Genomic DNA, 22,115 nt, shown 5'->3' with positions numbered 1-22,115 from the left:
AATACGCTTCGACCAGATGACACAGCTAGCAGCCGGACCTTTCTGGCAGGTGAACCCGGCCGATTCAGGCTATCAGCGCCGCGATGTCGATTGGTCGCCCGTTGCGCCGCAATTCCACCGTGATCCGGGGGCGACTGTCCCCGGCACGGCCGATGGGGTCTCCCTGCGCGACCCGTTCTCCGACCTTGAGCGCGGTGCGGTCCATGCCGGTGATCAGGCTGGTCCAGCCGCCGACATGCTCGATGATCACGATCCGTCCGAAGCCGCGGTATCGGCCGGCAAAGCCGATACGGCCATCGGCAGGCGCGATCAGCTGCGCTCCCGGGCGCGCGGCGATCGTCAATCCGCGTGAGCGGACACCGCTCGAGGCAACCTCGCCGAAGCCAGCCACCACCGCGCCCATCACCGGCAGGCGATAGGCGGGACGGGCGTTGCCGGCTCTCAGCGGCGCGTTTTCGACAACCTGCGATTGCTGCGGGCGTGGTGGCCGGAGCACCGGGCCATCCAGCGCAGCCAGTCTTTCACGCAGTGACCCGCTAGCCTCGATATCGCTGACCAGCGCATTGAGATCGCGTGCGCGCTCGCCCAGGCCCAGCGCGCGCTCCTCTTCCAGCCGCGAGGTGCTCGCCAGTTGACGAGACCGGGTGCGCGATTGGGTCTCAAGCCTGGCCAACGCGGCGCGGCGTTCGGCAAGCTCTATTGCACCTTCGCGCTGCAACCGTGCGGCGCGTGTTGCTTGCGCGGCCAGATCGGCCGAGCGCTCTATGTCCTGGCGCAGCAAGGCGGTTTCTGCCTCGACCCGCGGCAGGGTGGTTGCCAGCACGGCGCGGACGCGGACCATATCGTCGATCGATCCGGGCTGGACCAGCGCCAACAGGGTCGGGCGCCGGGCCAGCGACTGCAGCGCGGCAGTGAGGCGCACCAGGGGCTGCTGGCGTCTGGCGAGCCGGGCTTTCTGGGCACGTTGCAACGTTGCGACAATTGTCACCCGCGCTTCGGCGGCGGCGATGTCGGCTTCGGCCTCCTGCACCCGCGATGCGAGCGCTCGCGCTTCGCGCCGCGCGCGGTCGGCGGCCTCGGTGGCATTGGCAGCCTGCTGTTCGAGCTGAAGGCTGCGGCGTGCGGCGGCTTTGGCGTCGGCCAGCGATCGGGCCAGGGCCGCGCGTTCCTGTTCGAGCCGGTCAATACCGCCCGATCCCGGGGCAGGGGCCGCGCTTCCCGGCAACGGCAATGCGACCAGGCCCCCCACCACCAACGCCAGTGCCAGCCCGCGTCGATGCATCGCTCAACCCTCGCGGTGATAGGGGTGACCAGCCAGAATGCTGGTGGCGCGGTAGAGCTGTTCGGCGAGCATGGCGCGGGCCAGCAGATGCGGCCAGGTCGCCTTGCCGAATGCGACCAGCAAATCCGCACCGGCCCGTTCGGTCTCGTCAAAGCCGTCGGCCGCGCCGATCAGGAACCGTGCCTCGCGCACGCCTTCGCCGCGCCAGCGATCGAGCACCTGCGCGAATTCCATTGAGCCCAGATGCCGCCCGGTTTCATCGAGCATCACCGTGCGGCCGCCGAGCGGTTGCGCCGGGACTGTGCCGCCCCGGTCGGGCAGTTCGGTGATCGCCAGCGGCCACTGGATGCGCTTGACATAGCGCTGCACCAGCTCGGCCTCGGGTGACCGGCCGATCTTCCCGCGCGCGATGATATGCAGGCGCATAGTCGGTCATCCTGCCTGGATGGGCCAGCAGCCGGTCACGGAAACGCCCGATCAGGCGTTCGGCGTCTCGGGTGCGTCGCCAAAGGCCCACATGCGCTCAAGATTGTAGAACGTGCGGACTTCGGGACGGAACAGGTGGACGATGACGTCGCCGGCATCGATCAGCACCCAATCGGCGTTGGTCAGTCCCTCGATCCGCGCCGTGCCGCCGGACTGCTTGATCCGCTCAGCGAGCTTTTGCGCCATCGAGGCGACCTGCCGCGTCGACCGGCCCGATGCAATGACCATGAAGTCGGCGATGTTGCTCTTGCCCGCCAGCGGGATCGAGACCACTTCCTGGGCCTGATCATCGTCGAGCGACTGCATCACCAGCGCGTGCAGTTCGGTGGCCTCGGCGAGCTGGGTCTCTGCGGTCCTCGGGGCCGGTCCGGCAGCTCTGGTCGGAGGGGTGCCGGACGGGGTGGAAGAAAGATTGGTCAATTGAGCTCCTTGCGAAAATACGCTTGATAATGGGTCCGGCGCCGACATGGCGGCCGCGAGAATGGCACAGGTTGAAGGGTTGAAAACATATCCCAGGTTGGGATCGATGAAGGTCCGCCCGGTCTTGTCACACCAGAACCTGCCGGGTCACTGCATCCCGCACCGGCGCGTCGGCGTGATCCAGAAACCAGTCAGGATCACTCCTGCGCAAAGCGGTTGCAGATCGCGGATCGGGACGAAAGCGCAGCAGCACGAGTGCCGGCATACTCCATCGTGTCCAGTCACTTGCCTGGTCCCGGGGACGGACACGATGCCCGAACCAGGCCATTGCGGGGGCCGAAATGGCACTCCCATCATATCCCGGGCGGGCGATGACTGCAATCGGCATTTGCCGCGCTATATCGCGCCACCGGTGCCAATGGTGGAAATTGGCGAGATTGTCGGCGCCCATGATCCAAACGAAGTCGCGTTTGGCGTACCGTCTGCGCAGTTTGGAGAGTGTATCCACCGTATAGCGGGTTCCGAGATTCGACTCGATGGCCGTCGCGCGAATCCGGCTGCGGCGGGCTATCCTTCGGGCCGATGCCAACCGTGCCTTGAGGCTCGCCATGTCGGCAGCGTTTGCCTTCAGCGGATTGCCCGGGCTCACCATCCACCAGATTTCATCCAGCCCCAGCGCCTCCATCGCGAACAGGCTGATCGCGCGGTGGCCGCGGTGTGCGGGATTGAACGATCCGCCGAGCAGGCCGGTGCGAACGGGGCGGCCGTTCATGCGTCGATGCCCCGGTTCTGGCGCGCGTGGTGCCTTCGCAATGGCTGCAGGTGGCCAATGTGGACGTCGCGCAGGCGAGTAGCGATCACGTACGGACCTGGCCTGTACCCTCGACCAGCCATTTGTAGGTGGTCAGCCCTTCCAGCGCGACCGGCCCGCGCGCGTGCAGCCGTCCGGTGGCGATGCCGATCTCCGCGCCGAGGCCGAATTCGCCGCCGTCGGCAAACTGGCTGGAAGCATTGACCATGACGATTGCGCTATCGACCTCGGTCTGGAACCGCGCCGCCGCTGCCGGATCATCGGTGATGATTGCGTCGGTATGCCCCGAGCTGTGCGCGGCGATATGGGCTAGCGCGCCGTCCAGTCCCGCAACTAATGCAACCGAGACAATCGCATCGAGATATTCGGTGTCCCAGTCCTCGTCACTGACCGAGACCGCCCGCGGCTCTAGTTCCAGCACCATGTCGTCGCCGCGGACTTCGCAGCCGCCATCGACCAGTGCAGCCAGAAGGGTGGCGGAATCGGGATAGTCGCGGTCGATCAGCAGCGTTTCCATCGCCCCGCAGATGCCGGTGCGGCGCAGCTTGGCGTTGACGACGATCGCGCGCGCCATATCCGGGTTGGCGGCGGCGTGGACGAAACTGTGGCAAATGCCGTCGAGATGCGCGAGCACGGGAACCCGTGCGTCGGCCTGCACGCGCGCGACCAGTGACTTGCCGCCACGCGGGATGATGAGGTCGATCCCGCCGCTCGCGGCCAGCATGGCACCCACGGCGTCGCGGTCCTGGGTCGGCACCAATTGCACAGCGTCTGCATCCATTCCGGCCCTGGCAAGTCCGCGCGTGAAGCTGGAATGCAGCGCGCGGTTGCTGTGCACCGCTTCGCTTCCGCCGCGCAGGATCACCGCATTGCCCGACCGCACGCACAGCGCGGCCGCATCGATCGTTACATTCGGGCGGCTTTCGTAGATGATGCCGATGACGCCGATTGGCACACGGACCCGGCGCAGAACCATCCCGGCGGGGGCGATCCGACGGTCGATTTCCTCGCCGACAGGATCGGGCAGGTCGGCGACTGCGTCGACGCTATCGGCAATCGCGCCAAGACGAGCGGGATCGAGGCGCAGCCGGTCCAGCATGGCCGAAGAGAGCCCGCGTGCCGCACCGGCATCGCAGTCAAGGGTGTTGGCAGCAAGGATCGTATCGGCATCCGCGCGCAACGCGTCGGCAGCAGCATGCAGGGCGGCGGCCTTGGCCTGGCCGTTCATGCGGCGGACGCTTTGAGCGCTGCTGCGCGCCCTGCGACAGCATAGCTCGATCAGCGCTGCGGCGGTTGGATCAGACGGTGAGCTCATATTGGTGGCCATCGCTCGCCTGTATCAGCGGCACGCCGACGTTCCAAGCAACGACTCGACATCAACCCAGGATAGGAAAAAACGGACTCGCAACCGATTGCAGGCGGGTTTTCTAGCGCCGCCACCCACGATAATTGCAAAAAAATCACGATAAAACGCGGCTCATCGCACGACTCGTCCGACTCGTGGCAATCCCGGCGGACTCGATTCGCTTATCACGATCCGCTTTGCTAGCCGCGCTTCGGGGTTAACTTTAGGGTCAAACGGGTCGTGCACATTTCAGGAATGCGCAAGCGTGTTACGGACACGCTTGCGCTTTGGTTCCCTGACCGCGAATTTTTTATGCGGTCGCAGGGACAAATAAAATTCGTAAAGGTTTCTGGCCGTCTTCAGATGACCATCGCTGGTGGAGTGATGGCAGCCATACTGCTGTGGCTGCTGGTAACGCTGACGATGGTGATCAGCCAGTACAGCATTTCGGCCGAACGTATGGCTCTGGTCCGCCAGCAGGCGCAGGTGGAAAGCTCTGCCAGCCGGGTTGCGGCGTATCGGTCGTCGGTGAACGATGTCGCTGCTGATCTTGAAAAGCGCCAGGCGTTTCTGGAAGATATCGTGACCAGCTATATCGGCGAGCAAGCCGCGACCGAGGATGCAAGCGCTGTCGTAGGCGACACTGCGTTGAAGGCCGGTAGCGACGAGGCCGCCAAGACCGCCACCAAGATCAGCGCGCTGGTGCCTGAGGCTGCAGGCCTGGCCAGGATGGAGGCGCGGCAGATCGCTTTTGTCGAGCAACTCACCAAGTCGGCACTGCTTCGCGCCAGCAAGGCCGAGCAGGCCATCCGCAATTTCGGGCTCAACCCGGACAGCGTGGCCCGCGCCAGCGCATCCGCGCAGGGTGGTCCGTTCATTCCGTTCAAAGGCTCGCGCAACGTTCGGCTTGATCCGCGCTTTACCACATTGGGCAAGACGCTGGCGCGCATGGACGCGCTCGAGCGCGGCTTGGTCGCCATCCCGTCGGGCGCGCCCGCGCTCGCACCGGCCATCACCAGCGGCTATGGCTATCGTCGCGACCCGTTCACCGGCGCTGCGGCACTGCACAGCGGCATCGACTTCAAGGGTGCGCACGGTTCGGCCATTCTGGCGGCTGCGCAGGGCAAGGTCGTCTTTGCCGGGATCAAGAATGGTTATGGCAAGTCCGTCGAAGTTGCCCATGGCAACGGCCTTGTCACGCGCTATGCTCACCTGTCCTCGCTTGGCGTTCGCGCCGGCCAGCGAGTCGGCAAGGGCGAGCGTCTCGGCGGCATGGGCAGCACCGGCCGTTCGACCGGAACCCACCTGCACTTCGAGGTGCGCCACAATGATCGCGCCATGAACCCTCGTCCGTTTCTGGAGGCCAACCGTGATGTTCTCAAGATCCAAGCCGTCGCCGAACAGCGGACCGACGACTCCGCCCGCTAACGCTCGCGCAGCCAGGTCAGGATCCAGCATGGTCGGCAGTTCCACCTTTTCCGTGATCGGTGCCGATGTGGTGATCACCGGCAACATATCCGCCAAGGTCGACCTGCATATCGATGGCCGGGTGGAAGGCGACATCGCCTGCGCCTCGCTGGTCCAGGGCGAAGCGAGCGCGATCCACGGTGCGATCACCGCCGAAACCGCTCGCCTTGCGGGCACGGTCAACGGTTCGGTCGATGCGCGCGAACTGGTGATCACCGCCAGCGCGCATGTAACCGGCGATGTCAGTTACGAGACGATCACCATCGAACAGGGCGGCCATGTCGATGGCCAGTTCCGTCACAAGAGCAAGGGCGGCCACGTGACGACACCCGTTCTTGCCAGCGGCGCTGCCGGCAGCGAGGACCGTCCGGCGTTGCTGCTCTCCAACTGACCGCGCCAAACCGGCATTGCAGCAAAAAGCCGCTATGCCAAAACGCCGGGTCCGCGTATTCATCCGGGCCATGACACATCACCGCCAGACCCTCTTCGTGCTGCCGCTGCTGGCCGCGACCTTGCTTGCTGCCTGTCAGGCCGAGCCACAGCAACAGGCTGCGGTTGAAGGCGACCCGCATCAGGGAATTGAGCTGCCTCCGGGACATCCGGCTATCGCCGTTCCCGGCGAAGCGACTGCAGAAACGACGGCCTCGGCTTCGGCGCATCCGCCAGTGATCAGCCTGGATGGCGAAGGCCTGCGGCTGGTCGACCCAAAAAGCGGGGCCACCCGCCCGCTGGCCTTCGGCATCGACGAGGCGCAGTTGAAACTGGTGGCCGAGAGATTGAAGGGCCCGGCCAAGGCCGGTCGCAACACCGAATGCGGCGCAGGTCCAATGGCGTATCTCAGCTGGAACGACGGGCTGACACTGTATTCGCTCGATGGCCTGTTTGCCGGCTGGGCGCTGGATGAACGCGGCGCGCCATCGCCGCCTGCAAAAGCTGCGGCGAAGGGCGAGCCACCTGCGCGGCTGACCACGATCAGCGGGATCGGCATCGGATCGACCCGCGCGCAGTTGCTCGAAGTCTATGACGCCAAGATCGAACAGACCACGCTGGGCACCGAGTTCAACACCGCCGGCCTTTCGGGCATCCTGGATGGAACGAGCGGAACGGCCAAGGTCACCAATTTGTGGTCGGGCGTGAACTGCGTCTTCCGCTGATCACGCCGCGTCGGCAATCGCCTCGGCCGCGCGTCGGGTTCGGCCGCGATGCCCTTGCGACAGGCGCGTCCTGCGGGCGGCGGCATGTCCCGACCGGGTCTCATGCTGGCGGATGTTGGCAAGCCAATCCCAATGTCGCCAGAGCCGTGCCATGACATCGCAGTTCACGCCCGTCGCGCCTGGCAAGCTGGCGACCATCGTCACCCATCTCGAGATGGCCGAGCGGCCGCGATCGCGTCCGCTCAAGCCGGTGCCGCTCAGGCTGAAGCGCTGGCCAACCCCGGCGACCGAGAAGTATCGGTTGCTGTATCGCCGGGTGGGGGAGCCGTGGCTGTGGTTTTCGCGGCTGGCGATGACGGACGACGCGCTGACCGCGATCATCCACGATCCTGCAGTCGAGATCTTCGCGGTGCTGGATCCGCAGGGGATCGAGGTGGGCCTGCTCGAGCTCGATTTTCGTGAGGCCGGGGCCTGCGAGATTGCCTTCTTCGGTCTGATCCCGCAGCTGACCGGCCAAGGCTTTGGTGGCTGGATGATGGCGCAGGCGCTGTCACTCGCGTGGCGCGCCGGGGTTGAGCGGGTGTGGGTGCACACCTGCACGCTCGACGATCCGCGCGCGCCGGGGTTCTATGTCGCCCAGGGCTTCGTGCCGATCGCGCGCGAGATCGAGATGCTCGATGACCCCCGGCTAACCGGCCTCATCCCGCGCGAAGCCGCGCCGCATGTGCCGCTGATCGAGCCTTAGCTGAAGGTCTCGGCCACCTCATCGGCGGCGGGGCCGGCCAACTGTCGGTAAAGCGCGGCATAGATGCACACCATCAGCACGGTGATGAACATGCTGAGCACTGAATCGACCAGGGTCGTCAATGTTGTCGCGAGCGACTCCTCGACCGCCAGACGGATCACCAGACCGACAATGGTGACCGTGGTCAGGTAGACGAAGAACGCCGTTACCGCGACGACGACCAGAAACAGCAGGATGCGACCGCTATTGCCTTTGGTCAGCGCCCAGGATCGCCGTAAAGCGGCAAGAACGTTGTAATTGCGCTCGGCCACCATGGCGGGGCCTGCCACCGCCAGCTTGATGAACAGATAGATCCCGGGAAGCACAAAGGCGAGCGAGCCCAGGAACACCATCACCCCGCTCAGGATTCCCATCGCGTAATAGGGCAGCAGGATCGACAGTCCCCGCCGCATGGCCTCGCTCACCGAAGGCTGGCTGCGATCGAGGATCAGCACCAGCATCACCACGCTGGCAAACCCGCTGGCAAGACCGATCAGCACGATCCAGACGATGTTGCTCGTGTAGAACTGCTGCATACCCTGATAGATGGTCTCCAGCGTCGCTTCAGGCGCGGTCACGGGCGGCGGAACGAAAAACGCGAAGGCGAGACCCGGCAGCAGGATGAACACCCCGGCGACACCGAGCAGCAGGTCGCGGTTGGCCCGGAACAGGTGCATCACGTCGTTCCAGCAGGCGGAAAGATCAAGCTTGCGGGTCATGGCGGGATTGGCCTCACTGCCTAAAGCGATTAAAGCGCTGCGCTAAACGGCACAGGCACGGGGCGCAAGGCATTTGGCGATCCGCCACCGGCTGGAAGGCAAGGGCAGTATGGCAGCGAGAGATACGACAGCACAGGCAAGCGGTGGCGCGATCCCCGAGTGGCGGATAGAGCCTGGGCTGCTGGCCTATCCGCAGGCGCTCGCCGCGATGGAAGACCGCAACCGCCAGATCGAGGCAAGCGAGGCAAGCGAACTGATCTGGCTGGTCGAGCATCCGCCGCTGTATACCGGCGGCACCAGCGCCGACCCTGCCGAACTGCTCAGCCAGCAGTTTCCGGTCTATGATACCGGGCGTGGCGGTCGGTACACCTATCACGGTCCAGGCCAGCGGGTGGGCTATGTCCTGCTCGATCTGCGCCAGCGCGGCAGGGATGTGCGCTGCTTCGTCCACGCGCTGGAGGACTGGGTGATCGCCGCATTGGGCGATATGGGCGTCTCTGCGCGCCGCGCCGAAGGCCGTATCGGCATCTGGACCGATACACCGGCAGGCCGCGAGGCGAAGATCGGCGCAATCGGCGTGCGGGTGCGCCGCTGGGTGACGATGCACGGCTTTGCGGTCAATGTGAGCCCCGACCTGTCGCATTTCGGTGGTATCGTGCCCTGCGGGATCGCCGAATATCCGGTCACCAGCCTGGCCGATCTGGGAATCACCGCGACCATGGCCGATCTCGACACGGCGCTGGCGGCGCACGCCCCGCGCTTTCTTGCGGCGCTGGGCGGGACGTGCCAAGGCGTCGCGGCACAGGAGACATCATGATGAGATTGAAGCGAAACATTCTGGCGACATCGCTCGCGGCAGCGGCGCTGACGCTGGGCGCGTGCGAGAAAAAGGCTGCCGATGGTGCCGGGGTAGCGCAGGGCAGGGCGCCCGAGGGGACGATCAGCGACGAGCTGCCCAATCTGGACATGTTGCCCAATGATGCGCCGCTGGCCGACCCTGCCGATCTGCCGCCTGTGCCCGGAGTGAGCGGGCCTGCAGCGCCCGCCGCCCCCGAGGCATCGGACGATGCGCCTCAGGCCGCGCCCGCGCCCGCTCCGGCCGAGCCTGCGCTCGAGGGTTCGATTGCGGAGTAACCGTCGCGCTGACCGTCACCCCCGCGAAGGCGGGGGGGGCCGCTTCTTCGCTGACGGTTCGACCAAGGCGGGGTTCCCGCGTTCGCGGGAATGACGGCTTAACGCGCGTACACCGTCGGATCGACAAGCCCGGCATCGGCAAACCCTTGTTTGCGCAGCCGGCAACTGTCGCACAGGCCGCAGGCCTTGCCTTCGGGCGTGGGGTCATAGCATGACCAGCTCATGCCCGGATCGAGCCCCAGCCGCGCGGCCTCGGCGGCGATCTCCGCCTTGCCCAGAAACTGCAGCGGCGCGTGGATGGTGAACGGCTCGCCCTGATCGCCCGCCTTGGTGGCAAGATCGGCCAGCCGCTCGAAGCCCTGGATGAATTCTGGCCGGCAATCGGGATATCCCGAATAGTCGAGCGCATTGACCCCGATGAAGATGTCGCGCGCCCCCAGCGCCTCGGCCCAGCCCAACGTCAACGACAGGAAGATGAGGTTGCGCGCGGGCACGTAGGTCACCGGGATGTCATCGCCGACCCCGGTCTTGGGCACGTCGATATCGTCGGTCAGCGCCGACCCGCCGAACTGGCGCAGGTCGAGCGGCAGCACGATGTGCCGCACCGCGCCGATATGCGCTGCGATGGTCCGTGCCGCCTCGATCTCGACCCGGTGGCGCTGGTTGTAATCGATGGTGAGCGCAGCAACGGCAAAGCCCTGCTCGATCGCGCGCGCGGCCGACACCATGGAATCAAGCCCACCCGAGAGCAGGACGACAGCGGTTTTCTGGGGCTGGGTCATAGGACCGCGCATATTGCGCGCCGGCACCGCGGGCAAATCAAAAAAACGGGCCGCGCGGACTTGTCCGGCGGCCCAGTGAGGTCATTGAGACCTGAATGGAGGAAAGCGTACCGAGTCCGGCACCGGATGACCTTATCTGCATTGCGGTTAAAAAAGCGTGCATCGTGCACGCGGGGTCAGTCGATGCACGTGCCTGCGTACCGGCCCTCCATCGCGAAGGCGAATGGCGAGTTCTGGGCAATACCCTGGGAATCGATCTGGATCAGGCCGCGGCCTTCATATTTGATCGTGGTGCGGCCCGATCCGCCGCTGGGGCAGCGATAGGTCACAGTGACCTCGTACGGGCTGTCAGAAACGACGAAGCGGTTGCACTGGACGTCCTTGTGGCGAAGCTGGAGCAGCTTGCGCGGGTCGCGCACGCACAATTTGTTCGCCGTATCCGCGCTGCCGCGTTCCTGCAGCTTCCACAATCCCGGCTGGACCTTGTTGAGCATCGCAAGCTCGGGGCCCTGGGCCGGTGCGGGGACGCAGGCGAGCCCAGCCGTTGCCGCAATAACGGCCAAGCCTTTCCAGCGAAGGGAAAAAATCGTCATCTGGTGTAACCCTATCGTTGGTTCCCGCGCCAATCGGCAACAGGAACAGTCATGAGTGTGCGACCCGATACAGGTTTCTTGCCCCAGGCAATGTTTGGCTATTACCCGCAAATGATGGCCAAATCACCCGGTAATTGTGGCGGGTTTGCGGCCCGAAATCGGACAGCGCCAGCAGATCGCCTAGCGCGCCGCCGCTGGTGGATCGATGTGGAAGGCGCGCGAGCAGAACGCGCAATCGACCACGATGGTGCCGGTGTCGCCGACCATCTCGGCCTGTTCGTCGGGCGGAAAGCGGCCGATGACATCGCGGATATGGTCGAGATTGCAGCGGCACCCTTTGACCAGCACCACGCCATCCTCGCCGCCCACTTCGTCCTCCTCGTGGAACAGCCGCCACAGCAGGTCGCGGCCGTCGACCGCAGGATCGAGCAGCTCGGAATGGGTGAGCGTGCTCGACAGGATCGAGACATGCTCCCACTCGGGATGGTCGAGCCGCACGTGCAGCCGCTCGCGGCCCTCTTCGCCCTCGGGCAGGTGCTGAACCAGATAGCCCGCGCTACGGCAGCCGGTGGCGTCGCTCTCGATCGCGATGCGGATCATCGTCGGCACCTGTTCGGACTGGGTGAAATAGCTCTCGCACGCCTGCGACAGCGAATCCCCGTCGAGCGGCACGATGCCCTGATAGCGGCCCTTGCCGAAGCTCTGATCGAAGGTCATCGCAAGGTATCCCTTGCCGAACAGCGCGAACAGCGACGGGTTGGCGCCCAGCCGGGCCAGCCGTTCGGCATCGAACCGCACATGCCCGCGCAGTTCGCCGCCGCGATAATCGACCACCAGCAGTTCGACGATGCCGCCCTCGGTCTGCGCCTGGATGGTCACCTGGCCGCCATCCTGCTTCATCAGCGATCCGATCAGCGCGGCCAGCGTGATCGCCTCGGCCAGCACCAGCTTGATGCAGGTCGGGTAATCATGCGCCGCGAGGATCTCGCGCAGCACGCTGTCGAGCCGCACGAAACGGCCGCGCGCATCGCGGGCAGGTAGGGTGAAATGGACGGGCAGGGCTTCGAAGGGTGAGGTCATGCGCCGCTATATGGTGTGCGGGAGGGTGCGCGTCAAACCCGGCGGCACAGCTGGCCTATGCAATCACACCGGCTGCGCGCCCACGGCCCCCGGTTCGTCGTCCAATTCGCCTTCCATCGCCGCGACGCTGGTCGCCACCGCAAGATCGCCGGTGACGTTGATCACCGTGCGCCACATATCGAGAATGCGATCGAACGGCAGCAGGAAACCGATCACGAGTGCGGTCTGATCGGGGGTGATGCCGATGACGTCGAGCACCGCGGCCATCAGGAACAACGATGCCGACGGCACCGAGGCCGTTCCGATCGAGACCAGCACCGTGGTAAGCGCGATTGTCGCATAGTCGCCGATGGTGAGCGGCACGCCGAAGATCTGTGCGGCGAACACCGCCACCGCTGCCACATAGAGCGCGGTGCCATCCATGTTGATCGTCGCGCCCAGCGGAATCACCGAGGATGCGACCGCCGGACGAATGCGCATGCCCTCTTCGGCGGCGGTCAGCGTCAATGGCAGCGTGGCCGCGCTCGAGCTGGTCGAAAAGGCCAGCAATTGCGGCGCGCGGGCGACCGAGAAGAAGGCCAGTGGCGAGCGGCCCGCGAAGAAGCGAACCATCCCGCCATGCACCACGATCATGTGCGCAGCGCCGCCGAGATAGATCACCAGCACCAGCGCAAACACGGTGACGAAGGTCGATACGCCCTCGCTGCCCATTACCGATGCGACCAAGGCGAACACCCCGATCGGTGCGACCTCCATCACGATATGGGTGACCTTGAGCATGGCCTCGGATCCGGCGGCGAACAGTCGGGTGAGCGGCTTGGCGGCCTCGCCCGCCATCAGCAGCCCCGCGCCCAGCAGCACGCCAAAGAAGATGATCGCGAGGATGTCGCCTGCGGCAAAGGCTGCGAAGACGTTTTCGGGCACGATCGCCATCAGCCGTTCGCCCAGCGGCATCGGTGCGGGCAGCGCCTCGGATGTCGCCCCCGCATCGAGCGTCACGCCGCGCCCGGGCTGGAGGATCAGCGCGCCCGCCAGCCCGAACAGGATCGCAACGAACGTCGTACCCATATAAAGCGCCATCGCCTTGAGCCCGATCGCGCCCAGTTTGGCGGGGGCGGCCATCGACGCCACGCCCGAGACCAGCGTCACGAACACCAAGGGCACTATCAGCATGCGTATCATGCGGATGAACAGATCGCCGATCCACTGCAGCTGCGCGGCGGCCGGGCCCATCAGCCAGCCGGTCAGCGCGCCAAGCGCGAGCGCAGCCAATATGCGCTGCCACAGGGGGATGCCGAACCAGGTCGCTGCCAATTTTTTCATGTCGAGCATCAATACACGGGCGGGCCGATGGTTCACCCCCTTGTGGATAGAAATGAAATAAGGTTGGTGACTTGCGCACTGCGTGGAGGCTGATCTTGCCGAAGGCCGCGCGTAAACAACGACAGTATAGTCCCCCGCGCTCTCCAGCGAACCCCGGAGTCCAGCAGCCGGGTGGCCCTGCCGTCGCCCTGGATTCCGGAGTTCGCCGGAAAACGGTGGCGCTTGTTGGCAACCCTTGGCGCGAGGCCTTCGACAGCCTCAGGGTCAGCGGGCGATGGCAGCTTTGCCCCTCCGCTGGAAAAAATCCACGTTTCAGAAAACGACCCCAAAACGGTCGTTGCGCGCCACATTGATCCGCTCCATATTTTACTCATGGCGGACACGTTGGACCTTGACCCCGAATGGGGCGCAATCGACCTGATCGAAGAACTCGAAGCCACTTTCGGGTTCAAGATACAAGATGAAGAGGCAGAACGCTGCTGCACCGTAGGCGATGTCTACGATCTGATTTGCGCTCACACCGCTGAATGGGACGATCAGGAAGGTCTATGCGGGTCATCCATGGTCTTCTATCGACTGCGAAGGGCGCTTCGGCCCGACGACAAACGGTCGATAACGCCAAGCACCCCTCTTGCCCTTTTGGCACCTAGCCCAAGCAAACTAATGGATGGACTTTCGAAGCGAACGGGGCTTCGTTTGCCTTTACACACACTTACCGGGCTCGGTGCCATCGGCGCAGTCTTGTTGCTTGCTGGGATTGTTCTGACTGTTGTCGCCTCATTCAATGCACATTGGGGATTTGCTGGCGCTTCGGCCTGTGTAGCGATGATTGCACTCATTCTGGTGTGGCGTGATCCAAGCCGTTTTCCAAAGGGAATCCAAACGCTCGGTGATCTCGTCAATCGTGCGGTCCCGCTCAACTCAAAGCTGCTGAAGGAGCTCGGCGGAAGACCAGCAGATCGTTGGTCAATCCTCACCTCTCTCTCGGCGGAGCATGGAAAGCTTGAGCCGGCTGGCATTTCGCCCGAGACTTACCTGCACAAAAAAAGTCTCGACGAAGCCCGCGCTGCCTGAAGTCCGCAAACCACCCAATTTTAGCCATCCGGCCATCGCATAACACCGCCCGAACGCAGCCGCCCGTCTCCGGAAAATGACCTTACAGTCTAACCCGTATACCGCCCCGCCGTCTCGCGGATCAGTGCGATCATGTTGGGGATGCCTTGCGTGCGGTTCGACGACAGCTGGTTCTTCAGGTCGAACGGGCCAAGCGCGCCCTCGATATCCGCGTTCGCCACGTCGGCAGGCGCCTTGTCCTGAACGCTCAGCAGCACCAAAGCGATGATGCCCTTGGTGATCGCGGCGTTGCTGTCGGCAAGGAAGTGCAGGTCGCCGTCGTCGGTGCGGGTGGGGTAGACCCAGACCGAGGCCGAGCAGCCGCGGACCAGCGTGGCATCGGTCTTGAGCGCGTCGGGCATCGGATCGAGCGTGCGGCCCAGATCGATGATCAGCCGGTAGCGGTCATCGGCGTCGAGGAATTCATATTCTTCGGCCAGATCGGCCAGCTTTGGCGTGGGAGTTGTCATGGGGCGCAGATAGGGTCGCGGCGGAGCAAAGTCACCCCGCCGCGTGCGCGATTGTTACAGCTCCACCCCGGCGGCGATCGCCTCGAGCTTGCGGATGCGTTCCTTGAGGTCGGCGATCTCGATCCGCGAATGGGTCGACGGCGATCCGCCATCGTTGATCGAGTGGCTGTGCGTTTCCATTTCGTGGCGCTTGAACGCCAGCCAGTCACGCCAGCCGCGCAATGCGGTGGATGAGACCAGGGCAATGGCCAGCAAGGCCGATGTGGCTATCGTCAGATAGAGATAGGCGCTTTCCATGATGTTACCCTTTACGGCCCCCGCCGCCCGGTTGAAGGTTCATGCGCCGCCTCAGCGGTCGCGCAATTTCTCGATTTCGAGGCTGAGATCGCTGGTCTGGCGCTGATCGGTGATCACCCGCTCGAGCACCTGCACCCGCTCCTTGAGGGCGCGGACGTCTTCGCGAAGGCGAACGGCCTCCCCGGTGTCGGCACGCTGGGCCAGCCGCTCGTTGCCGTCCTCGTCTTCCAGGATACCGTGCTTGGCCTTGTAGCGAGCCTTCAGAACATTTCCGATCATCACGATCAGGACGATACCGATCACCATTTCAAACGGATTCATGACGCCTTTTCCCTCAATCTGACTTCAGTGTCTCAGCCCGGCTGCTTCTCTCGCAGATCCTCGATCTGCTGAGCCAGGTCATCGCGGCCGCGGCCATCGGTGATGATGCGTTCCAGCGTGCGGACGCGCTGCTCGAGCTTGTCGTTCACCGGTGGACGTTCCAATGCACGGGCCTTGGCAATTTCGAGTTCGAGCTTCAGCACCTTGCGCTTGTGGGTGGTCCAGATCGCAAGGCCGCCCAGTGCGAACGGTGCGATCGGGATCAGTGCGAAGAGGAAATTGAAGTCGAGCATGCCGTTTACCCCAGTAGTCGGTGTGTCAGTGGGCCCGCCTGTCGCGCCCCATCAATTCGCGCGCTTGTCGCGAAGCGCCTCGATTTCGTGGGTCAGTCGGTGCGCGTCATCGGTGACGATGCGCTCGACATTGCCCAGGCGATCCTTGATCGATCCCAGTTCGGCGCGCAGCTGCGCGTTTTCCTGGCTCAGCAGCTTGATCCGCTCGACCGATTCCAGGTCGGTCTTGGGATAGATGGCCTTACCCCAGCTGCTTTCGAGCGGATATCCGTTCTTGATCCGCAGCCAGGTGTTCATAACCCAGCCGATCGTGATCATCATTATGCCGCCTGCCATTACCGGGGCGAGCGCTTCGATGATTGCCAGCTTCTCCATTATGCGCGGTCCTTCTGTACTCTCAGGCGCTCGATTTCGTCGGCGAGGCGGCTGCTAGAACTGTTGGCGTCGGTGGCAATGCGTTCGAGCACCGCGATCCTTTCTTCCAACCGTCCGATCTTTCCGGTTAACTGCTCGTTTTCGTTGGTGAGCAGCGATATTTTTCGATCAGCGTCGGGATCGGTTCGTTCAATGACTTTGCCGGTCCACTGATCTTCGAGCGGATAGCCATGCTTGGCGCGGATCCAGGTGGTGAACACCCATGCGCTCATCGACAGCATGACAATCGCGATTACAAACCCTGGTCCACCCCAGCTCATGATGCTCTCCTAAACCCTTGTTGAACGCTGCGCCTGTCAGCGCAGGCTTTCGATCTCGTCGGCCAGCCGCGTGTTCTTGGCGGTATAGAACAGCTCGACATCGGCCAGGCGGCGGTCGATCTCGCGGAACCGGGCCTTGACGTCGCGGGCGGTGCGGGTCGGCGACTGGCGCACACCCTGCCAGAACTTCTGGTCCTGATCGTCGGTGTACAGATGCGCCGGCTTCTTTTCGGCGAGGAAGCCCATCGCGAAATAGCCAATCAGCGCCCAACCCGTCATCAGCGTCAGCAGGATGGCCGCGACACGGATCCACACGACATCGATCCCGGTGTAATCGGCGACGCCTGCGCACACGCCCATGAACTTGCCATTCTGCTTGTTGCGATAGAACTTGGTCTTGCGCGGTGCAGAGGTTTCGTACCCGTATTTGTCCAGCCGGCTCATTTTCTTGCCCTTTCCTTCATCAGGCGCTCAACCTGTTCCAGGCCGTAATCGTCCTGGTCATCCGAGCTGGTCAGCCGCGCCGGGCGCCAGTCGGGATTGTCGGAGGAAATGATCCGCTCGACGGTATCCATGCGGTCGTCGAGGCGGCGCGCCATGGCGTGCAGCTCTTCCAGCAGGTTTTCATCCGAGCTGGTGAGCGTTGCCGACGTCTTCCATTTGGTAATGTAGTGAAAGATGATCCAGGGCAGGCCCAGGAAGATCGCCGGAATGACGATGATTTCGCTTCCCCAATCCATCGGATCAGCCCTCCTTCTTCAAGGCGCGTTTCATCGCCTCAAGCTCTTCGTCGACCTTGTCGGAGCCCGCCAGAGCAGCGAACTCGTCGTCGAGGTTGCGCTGGCCCAGAACCTTGCGTTCGTCTTCGGCCATGCCCAGCGCATCGGCGCGGCCTTCGGCCATATCGACGCGGCGCTCGAGCAGGTCGAAGCGGCTGAACGCTTCGCGGACCTTGTCGCCATTGTACATCGTGCGCAGCTTGACGCGGTTCTCGGCGCTTTCCAGACGGCTCATGATGTTGTTCTGGCGCATCCGGGCTTCACGCAGTTTGGCCTGCAGCTTGGCGATGTCCTGCTCCGAGGCGCGCAATGCGTCATCGAGCACGTTGATTTCGACATTGAGCTGGTCGGCCATATCGGCGGCTTTCTTCTTCTCGAGCAAAGCGGCGCGGGCGAGGTCTTCGCGGTCCTTGGACAAGGCGAGTTCGGCCTTGTCGGTCCAGTCGGCCTGCAGCTGTTCCAGCTTGCTCACATGGCGCTTCATTTCCTTCTGGTCGGCGATGGTGCGCGCAGCCGAGGCGCGGACTTCGACCAGGGTTTCCTCCATCTCGAGGATGATCATGCGGATCATCTTCGCCGGGTCTTCGGCCTTGTCGAGCAGCTCGGTAACATTGGCGGCGATGATGTCGCGGGTTCGAGAGAAAATACCCATGGCGAAAACTCCGTTCTTCTAAAGGTCAGTCGATCTGATCAGGATCCAACATACCCCCTTTTGCCGGGTGAATAAAAGAGATTGGCCGGGACGGGGCAAGGGGGGGTAAGCGTCCCGGCCAAATCCGTCAGGCAAGATACCGGACGGAAACCATTTTGCCGGCATCGAGCCCGTGACGGGCGGGCGAGGCGGCTGCCTCGATGCTGGCGAAGGCGGTGACAAACAGCGTGGTGACCAGCATCAGCGCTGCGACCGTGGTGACCAGAGTGGACTTGAAGACACTGTCTTCCTGCGTCGTCTGATCGTTGGTCTGGTTCGCGTAACGCACTGGCTTTCTCCCTTTTACCGCTGTGTGTCGGTGTTGTCAGAAGCATTGCAGGGTGCGTGCCAATTCAAAAAACATCGAAAAAACAGGGTTTTGCGAAATTCTGGCGGCGGAGCTGTTGGTTAGGATTGCCATAGGTTGGGATTCTGCACTATCTCTTGGTGCATGGAACGGGGCAGTCAGTTCATCGGGGAATCCGGCGCGTTTCTGGACGCGGTTGAACGCGCCAGCCGCGCGGCCATGCTCAACCGCCCGGTGCTGGTCATCGGCGAGCGCGGCACCGGCAAGGAGCTGATCGCCGAGCGCCTCCACCGCCTGTCCTCGCGATGGGATGGGCCCCTGATCACCTTGAACTGCGCGGCGCTTCCCGAGACGCTGATCGAGGCCGAGCTGTTCGGCCACGAGGCAGGCGCCTTCACCGGCGCGACGCGCGCGCGGCAGGGGCGGTTCGAGGAGGCCGATGGCGGCACCTTGTTCCTCGATGAGCTGGCGACCTTGAGTTCGGCTGCGCAGGAGCGGCTGCTGCGCGCGGTCGAATATGGCGAGATCACCCGCATCGGATCGTCGCGCGCGATCAAGGTCGATGTCCGCATCGTCGCGGCGACCAATGAACATCTGCCCGAACTGGTCGACCAGGGCCGCTTCCGCGCCGATCTTCTCGACCGGCTGTCGTTCGAGGTGGTGACGCTGCCTCCCTTGCGGGTGCGCGAGGGCGATGTGATGGTGCTCGCCGATTTCTTCGGGCGGCGCATGGCCGCCGAGCTCGACTGGGCAGACTGGCCCGGCTTCGGCGCGATGGCGACCGAGGCGATGAAGCGGCACAGCTGGCCGGGCAATGTCCGCGAACTGCGCAACGTCGTCGAACGCGCTGTCTATCGCTGGGACGACCCTGACCGCGCGGTGGATCATATCGTCTTCGACCCGTTCGAATCGCCGTGGAAGCCGCAGCCGTCGAAACGCCCTGCCGCCGCAGCCGCATCCCCGTGCGACGAGGTGATCGATGCCGCGCTGGCGGATTCGGGCGTGCGCGCAACGCTCGACCAGACGCTCAATTTCGATGCGGTGGACGATCTGCGCGGCGCGGTCGACGCACACGAAAAACGCATCCTCCAGGCCGCGCTCGCCCGCCACCGCTACAACCAGCGCCAAACCGCCAAGGCCCTCGGCCTGAGTTACGACCAATTGCGCCACTGCCTGAAGAAGCACGATCTGCTGGGTTAGGGAGGTTTTCGGATGTTGAGGCTGCTTTTCAGGACTGCTATTATCTCTGCCAGCCTTGCCTGCATGCCCGCTGCGGTGCTTGCAATGCCGAGCCAGTCCAGCATCGACGCCGCGAAGCTGGCCGAAGACAGGGGCGCGCAGATCTATGCCTATGATCAGGCCGCCTGGCACAGCACCGATGCATTCCTGAAAGATGTCGATGTGTCGGCCAACCCGTCGCTGCGCGGCTATATCGTGGTGCCCGATCCTGACGGACGGCTGCGCGCGATCTATTACGCCACCTCGGCCAGTGGACTGGTTGCGTTTCGATCCTATAGCATGGGCACCGACAATTCGGTCGTGCGTCTGACCGCGGATAACGGCAGCCCGCTGTCCGCCACAGCGATGCGCATGATCGCCGCGCGCGAGACTGCGCTGGAATATGCTGCGTCCAACCAACTGGGTCTGTGTGCTAACGTCCGGCCCAATACCGTCGTGCTGCCGCCGGATTCAAGCGGCAAGGTTTCCGTCTATGTCATGACGCCGCAGATAAGGACCGGATATGTCTCGGCGGGGGGCCATTACCGTTTCGATTTCGACAGCGATAACCAGCTTTCGAGCCACCGCAAGTTCACCAACAGCTGCCTGACGATACCCCCGCCGAAAAAGGGCGCGGCAGCATTCGTCATGAACCATCTGCTGGACGACCAGCCCACGGAAATCCATGCCTTTCTCAGTCGGACGGTGCCGTTCCCACTGGCGATCATCTTTCAGAGCAAGGACATGTGGACCGCGCACAAGGGCAGGCTGGAATATGTCGAACAGCCCGATCCGCAGACACGCAGCTGAAAGGGCTGGACGCGGCGGCGATCGGCTGAAAAGGGACGCGGATGAAGCTTGCCCATTTTGATCCCGCGCAGTTCCTCGCCACCCATTGGCAGCGCAAGCCGCTGCTGATCCGCAATCCGTGGGATGACTGGGCGTGCCCGGTCGAGGCCGACGAGCTCGCCGGGCTGGCCTGCGAGCCGCAGGTGGAGTCGCGGCTGATCGAGCAGACGGTCGATGCAGGATGGGCGGTCGAGCATGGGCCGCTGGCCGAAGATCGCTTTGCTTCGCTGGGAGCGACGCCGTGGACGCTGCTGGTGCAGGCGGTCGATCATCATGTGCCCGAGGTTGCGGCATTGCTGGCGCAGTTCCGCTTCGTGCCCAACTGGCGGATTGATGACGTGATGGTCAGCTTTGCGAGCGACGGCGGGGGGGTCGGGCCGCATTTCGACCAGTATGACGTTTTCCTGATCCAGGGGCAGGGGCGGCGGCGCTGGCAGATCGGCGCGGCGTGCAACGAGACCAGCCCGTTGCTGCCGCATGGCGACCTCAAGCTGCTGCGTGATTTTGTCGGGACCGAGGAGTTCGTGCTCGAGCCCGGCGACATGCTCTATGTTCCGCCCGGCATTTCGCACAACGGCATCGCTATGGGGGATGATTGCATGACATTGTCGATCGGCTTTCGCGCGCCTTCGCGTGCCGAACTGATCGGCGACTGGAGCGATCATTTGCTCGAGGACATGAGCGACGACGACCGGTATTCCGACCCTGGGCTAGCGGTTCAGGCCAACCCCGGCGAGATCGGTGCGGAGGCGCTAGAACAGTTGCGCGCGATGATGATCGAGGCGCTGGGCGACCGGCAGCGGTTTGCGCGCTGGTTCGGCGCCTTCAGCAGCACACGCAAATATGCCGACATCGACTGGCGTCCAGAAGAGCCGCTGGGCCTGGACGATATCCGCGACGCCATCGGGCAGGGGCTGGAGTTGCAGCGTAACCCCGCGAGCCGGTTTGCCTTTGTGCGCGAGGGTGGCGATACGCTGGTGCTGTTCGTCGACGGCGAGACCTTCGAGTGCAGCAAAGACACCTCGGCGATCGCCGAGGCGATCTGCGCCAACGACAGCCTCACGGTCGAAGTCATGAGCGATGCGGCGTGCGAACTGCTGCTGGAGCTGTGCAACATGGGCAGCCTGGCATTCCTCGACGAGGACGAGGACGCCTGATCAGACGTCCACCGCGCGCCAGTGGCCCGGTGGCAGTCCCTCGATCGACCACGGCCCCACCGCCTGACGCACCAGCCGCAAGGTCGGAAAGCCCACCGCGGCGGTCATCCGCCGGACCTGGCGGTTGCGGCCCTCGCGGATCGTCAGACTGATCCAGCCGTCGGTGACGGTCTTGCGGAAGCGCACCGGTGGATCGCGCGGCCATAGCTCCGGGTCATCTATGCGGTCGGCTTCGGCGGGGCGGGTCACCCCATCCTTGAGCTGTACCCCCTTGCGCAACGCCGCAAGCGCCTCGTCGGTAATGGTGCCTTCGACCTGCACCGAGTAGGTCTTGGCCATCTTGAACTTCGGGTCGGCGATGCGCGCCTGCAACCGGCCATCGGCGGTGAGCAGCACCAGCCCTTCGCTGTCATGATCGAGCCGTCCTGCCGGGTACACGCCGGGAACGTCGATAAAGTCCGCCAGTGTCGGCCGGTCACCATCCCTGCTGAACTGGCAGATGACGCCATAAGGTTTGTTGAACAGGATGAGCCGGGACACGGGTA

The 22,115-nt window shown here is 64.1% G+C and carries 31 protein-coding genes; 10 read left to right on the top strand and 21 right to left on the bottom strand.

Going from position 1 to position 22,115, the window contains the following annotated elements:
* Positions 1 to 64: 64 nt before the first annotated feature.
* The 5 genes from QUV11_RS03675 to QUV11_RS03655 form a co-directional block, all read right to left on the bottom strand.
* Entirely contained in the window at positions 65 to 1,282 is a 1,218-nt protein-coding gene (locus QUV11_RS03675; protein ID WP_300880615.1) for a peptidoglycan DD-metalloendopeptidase family protein, read from the bottom strand.
* 3 nt (positions 1,283 to 1,285) lie between these two features.
* Complete coding sequence (locus QUV11_RS03670; protein ID WP_300880614.1) at positions 1,286 to 1,708, bottom strand: 23S rRNA (pseudouridine(1915)-N(3))-methyltransferase RlmH; 423 nt, start codon at positions 1,706 to 1,708, stop codon at positions 1,286 to 1,288.
* Positions 1,709 to 1,759: 51 nt separating this feature from the next.
* Positions 1,760 to 2,074: a ribosome silencing factor gene (gene rsfS / locus QUV11_RS03665; RefSeq protein WP_300880714.1), complete on the bottom strand. Its 315-nt coding sequence runs from the start codon at positions 2,072 to 2,074 to the stop codon at positions 1,760 to 1,762.
* A 241-nt stretch (positions 2,075 to 2,315) separates the two neighbouring features.
* Positions 2,316 to 2,960 carry a nicotinate-nucleotide adenylyltransferase gene (locus QUV11_RS03660; RefSeq protein ID WP_300880613.1) on the bottom strand — a complete coding sequence of 215 codons (645 nt, stop codon included), beginning with the start codon at positions 2,958 to 2,960 and terminating at the stop codon, positions 2,316 to 2,318.
* Between the two features lie 85 nt (positions 2,961 to 3,045).
* On the bottom strand, positions 3,046 to 4,314 hold the full coding sequence (locus QUV11_RS03655; RefSeq protein WP_300880612.1) for a glutamate-5-semialdehyde dehydrogenase: 1,269 nt from the start codon (positions 4,312 to 4,314) through the stop codon (positions 3,046 to 3,048).
* Positions 4,315 to 4,599: 285 nt separating this feature from the next.
* Between QUV11_RS03655 and QUV11_RS03650 the strand changes: the two genes are divergently transcribed.
* The 4 genes from QUV11_RS03650 (at position 4,600) to QUV11_RS03635 (ending at position 7,710) form a co-directional block, all read left to right on the top strand.
* Positions 4,600 to 5,772, top strand: a complete 1,173-nt coding sequence (locus QUV11_RS03650; protein ID WP_300880611.1) for a M23 family metallopeptidase — start codon at positions 4,600 to 4,602, stop codon at positions 5,770 to 5,772.
* A gap of 28 nt (positions 5,773 to 5,800) precedes the next feature.
* Positions 5,801 to 6,202: a polymer-forming cytoskeletal protein gene (locus QUV11_RS03645; RefSeq protein WP_300880610.1), complete on the top strand. Its 402-nt coding sequence runs from the start codon at positions 5,801 to 5,803 to the stop codon at positions 6,200 to 6,202.
* A gap of 70 nt (positions 6,203 to 6,272) precedes the next feature.
* Positions 6,273 to 6,965, top strand: a complete 693-nt coding sequence (locus tag QUV11_RS03640) for a hypothetical protein (protein ID WP_300880609.1) — start codon at positions 6,273 to 6,275, stop codon at positions 6,963 to 6,965.
* 151 nt (positions 6,966 to 7,116) lie between these two features.
* Entirely contained in the window at positions 7,117 to 7,710 is a 594-nt protein-coding gene (locus QUV11_RS03635; protein WP_300880608.1) for a GNAT family N-acetyltransferase, read from the top strand.
* Here QUV11_RS03635 and QUV11_RS03630 read toward each other — a convergent pair.
* The gene (locus QUV11_RS03630) at positions 7,707 to 8,468 is read right to left on the bottom strand and encodes a glycerophosphoryl diester phosphodiesterase membrane domain-containing protein (protein ID WP_300880607.1); all 762 of its coding nucleotides are present in this window, start codon (positions 8,466 to 8,468) and stop codon (positions 7,707 to 7,709) included. The two genes, QUV11_RS03635 and QUV11_RS03630, sit on opposite strands and share 4 nt — an antisense overlap.
* Positions 8,469 to 8,577: 109 nt before the next feature.
* Between QUV11_RS03630 and lipB the strand changes: the two genes are divergently transcribed.
* Both lipB and QUV11_RS03620 read left to right on the top strand, forming a co-directional pair.
* Complete coding sequence (gene lipB / locus QUV11_RS03625) at positions 8,578 to 9,285, top strand: lipoyl(octanoyl) transferase LipB (RefSeq protein ID WP_300880606.1); 708 nt, start codon at positions 8,578 to 8,580, stop codon at positions 9,283 to 9,285.
* A complete protein-coding gene (locus QUV11_RS03620) occupies positions 9,285 to 9,602 on the top strand; it encodes a hypothetical protein (protein WP_300880605.1) in 318 nt (105 codons plus the stop codon). Before lipB ends, QUV11_RS03620 begins: the two co-directional genes overlap by 1 nt.
* A 98-nt stretch (positions 9,603 to 9,700) precedes the next feature.
* Here the strand turns inward: QUV11_RS03620 and queC are convergent, their stop codons facing one another.
* The 4 genes from queC to QUV11_RS03600 form a co-directional block, all read right to left on the bottom strand.
* On the bottom strand, positions 9,701 to 10,384 hold the full coding sequence (gene queC, locus QUV11_RS03615) for a 7-cyano-7-deazaguanine synthase QueC (protein ID WP_300880604.1): 684 nt from the start codon (positions 10,382 to 10,384) through the stop codon (positions 9,701 to 9,703).
* 176 nt (positions 10,385 to 10,560) lie between these two features.
* On the bottom strand, positions 10,561 to 10,977 hold the full coding sequence (locus QUV11_RS03610; RefSeq protein WP_300880603.1) for a hypothetical protein: 417 nt from the start codon (positions 10,975 to 10,977) through the stop codon (positions 10,561 to 10,563).
* Positions 10,978 to 11,157: 180 nt separating this feature from the next.
* The gene (locus QUV11_RS03605) at positions 11,158 to 12,057 is read right to left on the bottom strand and encodes an Hsp33 family molecular chaperone HslO (protein ID WP_300880602.1); all 900 of its coding nucleotides are present in this window, start codon (positions 12,055 to 12,057) and stop codon (positions 11,158 to 11,160) included.
* Positions 12,058 to 12,120: 63 nt separating this feature from the next.
* Entirely contained in the window at positions 12,121 to 13,380 is a 1,260-nt protein-coding gene (locus QUV11_RS03600) for a dicarboxylate/amino acid:cation symporter (protein ID WP_300880601.1), read from the bottom strand.
* A 222-nt stretch (positions 13,381 to 13,602) separates the two neighbouring features.
* Between QUV11_RS03600 and QUV11_RS03595 the strand changes: the two genes are divergently transcribed.
* Positions 13,603 to 14,454, top strand: a complete 852-nt coding sequence (locus tag QUV11_RS03595; RefSeq protein ID WP_300880600.1) for an acyl carrier protein — start codon at positions 13,603 to 13,605, stop codon at positions 14,452 to 14,454.
* A gap of 89 nt (positions 14,455 to 14,543) precedes the next feature.
* Here the strand turns inward: QUV11_RS03595 and QUV11_RS03590 are convergent, their stop codons facing one another.
* The 10 genes from QUV11_RS03590 to QUV11_RS03545 all read right to left on the bottom strand — a co-directional run bounded on the left by QUV11_RS03590 (position 14,544) and on the right by QUV11_RS03545 (position 18,328).
* Complete coding sequence (locus QUV11_RS03590) at positions 14,544 to 14,963, bottom strand: SufE family protein (RefSeq protein WP_300880599.1); 420 nt, start codon at positions 14,961 to 14,963, stop codon at positions 14,544 to 14,546.
* A 54-nt stretch (positions 14,964 to 15,017) separates the two neighbouring features.
* Positions 15,018 to 15,260 carry a hypothetical protein gene (locus QUV11_RS03585; RefSeq protein ID WP_300880598.1) on the bottom strand — a complete coding sequence of 81 codons (243 nt, stop codon included), beginning with the start codon at positions 15,258 to 15,260 and terminating at the stop codon, positions 15,018 to 15,020.
* Between the two features lie 51 nt (positions 15,261 to 15,311).
* Entirely contained in the window at positions 15,312 to 15,581 is a 270-nt protein-coding gene (locus QUV11_RS03580; RefSeq protein WP_300880597.1) for a hypothetical protein, read from the bottom strand.
* Positions 15,582 to 15,613: 32 nt separating this feature from the next.
* On the bottom strand, positions 15,614 to 15,874 hold the full coding sequence (locus QUV11_RS03575; protein ID WP_300880596.1) for a hypothetical protein: 261 nt from the start codon (positions 15,872 to 15,874) through the stop codon (positions 15,614 to 15,616).
* A gap of 51 nt (positions 15,875 to 15,925) precedes the next feature.
* On the bottom strand, positions 15,926 to 16,210 hold the full coding sequence (locus tag QUV11_RS03570; RefSeq protein ID WP_300880713.1) for a hypothetical protein: 285 nt from the start codon (positions 16,208 to 16,210) through the stop codon (positions 15,926 to 15,928).
* Positions 16,211 to 16,248: 38 nt separating this feature from the next.
* Entirely contained in the window at positions 16,249 to 16,569 is a 321-nt protein-coding gene (locus QUV11_RS03565) for a hypothetical protein (protein WP_300880595.1), read from the bottom strand.
* A gap of 36 nt (positions 16,570 to 16,605) precedes the next feature.
* Positions 16,606 to 17,013, bottom strand: a complete 408-nt coding sequence (gene pspC, locus QUV11_RS03560; protein ID WP_300880594.1) for an envelope stress response membrane protein PspC — start codon at positions 17,011 to 17,013, stop codon at positions 16,606 to 16,608.
* Positions 17,010 to 17,309 carry an envelope stress response membrane protein PspB gene (gene pspB / locus QUV11_RS03555; RefSeq protein ID WP_300880593.1) on the bottom strand — a complete coding sequence of 100 codons (300 nt, stop codon included), beginning with the start codon at positions 17,307 to 17,309 and terminating at the stop codon, positions 17,010 to 17,012. Before pspB ends, pspC begins: the two co-directional genes overlap by 4 nt.
* 4 nt (positions 17,310 to 17,313) lie before the next feature.
* Positions 17,314 to 18,000 carry a phage shock protein PspA gene (gene pspA / locus QUV11_RS03550; protein WP_300880592.1) on the bottom strand — a complete coding sequence of 229 codons (687 nt, stop codon included), beginning with the start codon at positions 17,998 to 18,000 and terminating at the stop codon, positions 17,314 to 17,316.
* A 127-nt stretch (positions 18,001 to 18,127) separates the two neighbouring features.
* Positions 18,128 to 18,328 (bottom strand): hypothetical protein, encoded by a 201-nt coding sequence (locus QUV11_RS03545; RefSeq protein WP_300880591.1) that lies wholly within the window; start codon positions 18,326 to 18,328, stop codon positions 18,128 to 18,130.
* A gap of 162 nt (positions 18,329 to 18,490) precedes the next feature.
* Between QUV11_RS03545 and pspF the strand changes: the two genes are divergently transcribed.
* From pspF to QUV11_RS03530, 3 genes are read left to right on the top strand one after another with little or no spacing between them, the layout of a single operon-like run.
* Positions 18,491 to 19,546: a phage shock protein operon transcriptional activator gene (gene pspF / locus QUV11_RS03540; protein WP_300880590.1), complete on the top strand. Its 1,056-nt coding sequence runs from the start codon at positions 18,491 to 18,493 to the stop codon at positions 19,544 to 19,546.
* A gap of 12 nt (positions 19,547 to 19,558) precedes the next feature.
* Positions 19,559 to 20,374 carry a hypothetical protein gene (locus tag QUV11_RS03535; RefSeq protein WP_300880589.1) on the top strand — a complete coding sequence of 272 codons (816 nt, stop codon included), beginning with the start codon at positions 19,559 to 19,561 and terminating at the stop codon, positions 20,372 to 20,374.
* A gap of 41 nt (positions 20,375 to 20,415) precedes the next feature.
* Positions 20,416 to 21,570 (top strand): cupin domain-containing protein, encoded by a 1,155-nt coding sequence (locus QUV11_RS03530; protein WP_300880588.1) that lies wholly within the window; start codon positions 20,416 to 20,418, stop codon positions 21,568 to 21,570.
* Here the strand turns inward: QUV11_RS03530 and QUV11_RS03525 are convergent, their stop codons facing one another.
* Positions 21,571 to 22,110 (bottom strand): pseudouridine synthase, encoded by a 540-nt coding sequence (locus tag QUV11_RS03525; RefSeq protein WP_300880587.1) that lies wholly within the window; start codon positions 22,108 to 22,110, stop codon positions 21,571 to 21,573.
* Positions 22,111 to 22,115 lie beyond the last annotated feature (5 nt).

The sequence above is a fragment of the Blastomonas sp. genome, assembly GCF_030373265.1.
In the GTDB taxonomy this organism is placed as follows: domain Bacteria; phylum Pseudomonadota; class Alphaproteobacteria; order Sphingomonadales; family Sphingomonadaceae; genus Blastomonas.
This window is presented reverse-complemented; position numbering and strand designations above follow the sequence as displayed.

Coding starts and splice junctions, on each gene's coding strand:
- QUV11_RS03675 (WP_300880615.1), bottom strand. CDS start 1,282: ATGCATCGACGCGGGCTGGCACTGGCGTTGGTGGTGGGGGGCCTGGTC.
- QUV11_RS03670 (WP_300880614.1), bottom strand. CDS start 1,708: ATGCGCCTGCATATCATCGCGCGCGGGAAGATCGGCCGGTCACCCGAG.
- rsfS (WP_300880714.1), bottom strand. CDS start 2,074: ATGCAGTCGCTCGACGATGATCAGGCCCAGGAAGTGGTCTCGATCCCG.
- QUV11_RS03660 (WP_300880613.1), bottom strand. CDS start 2,960: ATGAACGGCCGCCCCGTTCGCACCGGCCTGCTCGGCGGATCGTTCAAT.
- QUV11_RS03655 (WP_300880612.1), bottom strand. CDS start 4,314: ATGAGCTCACCGTCTGATCCAACCGCCGCAGCGCTGATCGAGCTATGC.
- QUV11_RS03650 (WP_300880611.1), top strand. CDS start 4,600: ATGCGCAAGCGTGTTACGGACACGCTTGCGCTTTGGTTCCCTGACCGC.
- QUV11_RS03645 (WP_300880610.1), top strand. CDS start 5,801: ATGGTCGGCAGTTCCACCTTTTCCGTGATCGGTGCCGATGTGGTGATC.
- QUV11_RS03640 (WP_300880609.1), top strand. CDS start 6,273: ATGACACATCACCGCCAGACCCTCTTCGTGCTGCCGCTGCTGGCCGCG.
- QUV11_RS03635 (WP_300880608.1), top strand. CDS start 7,117: ATGACATCGCAGTTCACGCCCGTCGCGCCTGGCAAGCTGGCGACCATC.
- QUV11_RS03630 (WP_300880607.1), bottom strand. CDS start 8,468: ATGACCCGCAAGCTTGATCTTTCCGCCTGCTGGAACGACGTGATGCAC.
- lipB (WP_300880606.1), top strand. CDS start 8,578: ATGGCAGCGAGAGATACGACAGCACAGGCAAGCGGTGGCGCGATCCCC.
- QUV11_RS03620 (WP_300880605.1), top strand. CDS start 9,285: ATGAGATTGAAGCGAAACATTCTGGCGACATCGCTCGCGGCAGCGGCG.
- queC (WP_300880604.1), bottom strand. CDS start 10,384: ATGACCCAGCCCCAGAAAACCGCTGTCGTCCTGCTCTCGGGTGGGCTT.
- QUV11_RS03610 (WP_300880603.1), bottom strand. CDS start 10,977: ATGACGATTTTTTCCCTTCGCTGGAAAGGCTTGGCCGTTATTGCGGCA.
- QUV11_RS03605 (WP_300880602.1), bottom strand. CDS start 12,057: ATGACCTCACCCTTCGAAGCCCTGCCCGTCCATTTCACCCTACCTGCC.
- QUV11_RS03600 (WP_300880601.1), bottom strand. CDS start 13,380: ATGAAAAAATTGGCAGCGACCTGGTTCGGCATCCCCCTGTGGCAGCGC.
- QUV11_RS03590 (WP_300880599.1), bottom strand. CDS start 14,963: ATGACAACTCCCACGCCAAAGCTGGCCGATCTGGCCGAAGAATATGAA.
- QUV11_RS03585 (WP_300880598.1), bottom strand. CDS start 15,260: ATGGAAAGCGCCTATCTCTATCTGACGATAGCCACATCGGCCTTGCTG.
- QUV11_RS03580 (WP_300880597.1), bottom strand. CDS start 15,581: ATGAATCCGTTTGAAATGGTGATCGGTATCGTCCTGATCGTGATGATC.
- QUV11_RS03575 (WP_300880596.1), bottom strand. CDS start 15,874: ATGCTCGACTTCAATTTCCTCTTCGCACTGATCCCGATCGCACCGTTC.
- QUV11_RS03570 (WP_300880713.1), bottom strand. CDS start 16,210: ATGGCAGGCGGCATAATGATGATCACGATCGGCTGGGTTATGAACACC.
- QUV11_RS03565 (WP_300880595.1), bottom strand. CDS start 16,569: ATGAGCTGGGGTGGACCAGGGTTTGTAATCGCGATTGTCATGCTGTCG.
- pspC (WP_300880594.1), bottom strand. CDS start 17,013: ATGAGCCGGCTGGACAAATACGGGTACGAAACCTCTGCACCGCGCAAG.
- pspB (WP_300880593.1), bottom strand. CDS start 17,309: ATGGATTGGGGAAGCGAAATCATCGTCATTCCGGCGATCTTCCTGGGC.
- pspA (WP_300880592.1), bottom strand. CDS start 18,000: ATGGGTATTTTCTCTCGAACCCGCGACATCATCGCCGCCAATGTTACC.
- pspF (WP_300880590.1), top strand. CDS start 18,491: ATGGAACGGGGCAGTCAGTTCATCGGGGAATCCGGCGCGTTTCTGGAC.
- QUV11_RS03535 (WP_300880589.1), top strand. CDS start 19,559: ATGTTGAGGCTGCTTTTCAGGACTGCTATTATCTCTGCCAGCCTTGCC.
- QUV11_RS03530 (WP_300880588.1), top strand. CDS start 20,416: ATGAAGCTTGCCCATTTTGATCCCGCGCAGTTCCTCGCCACCCATTGG.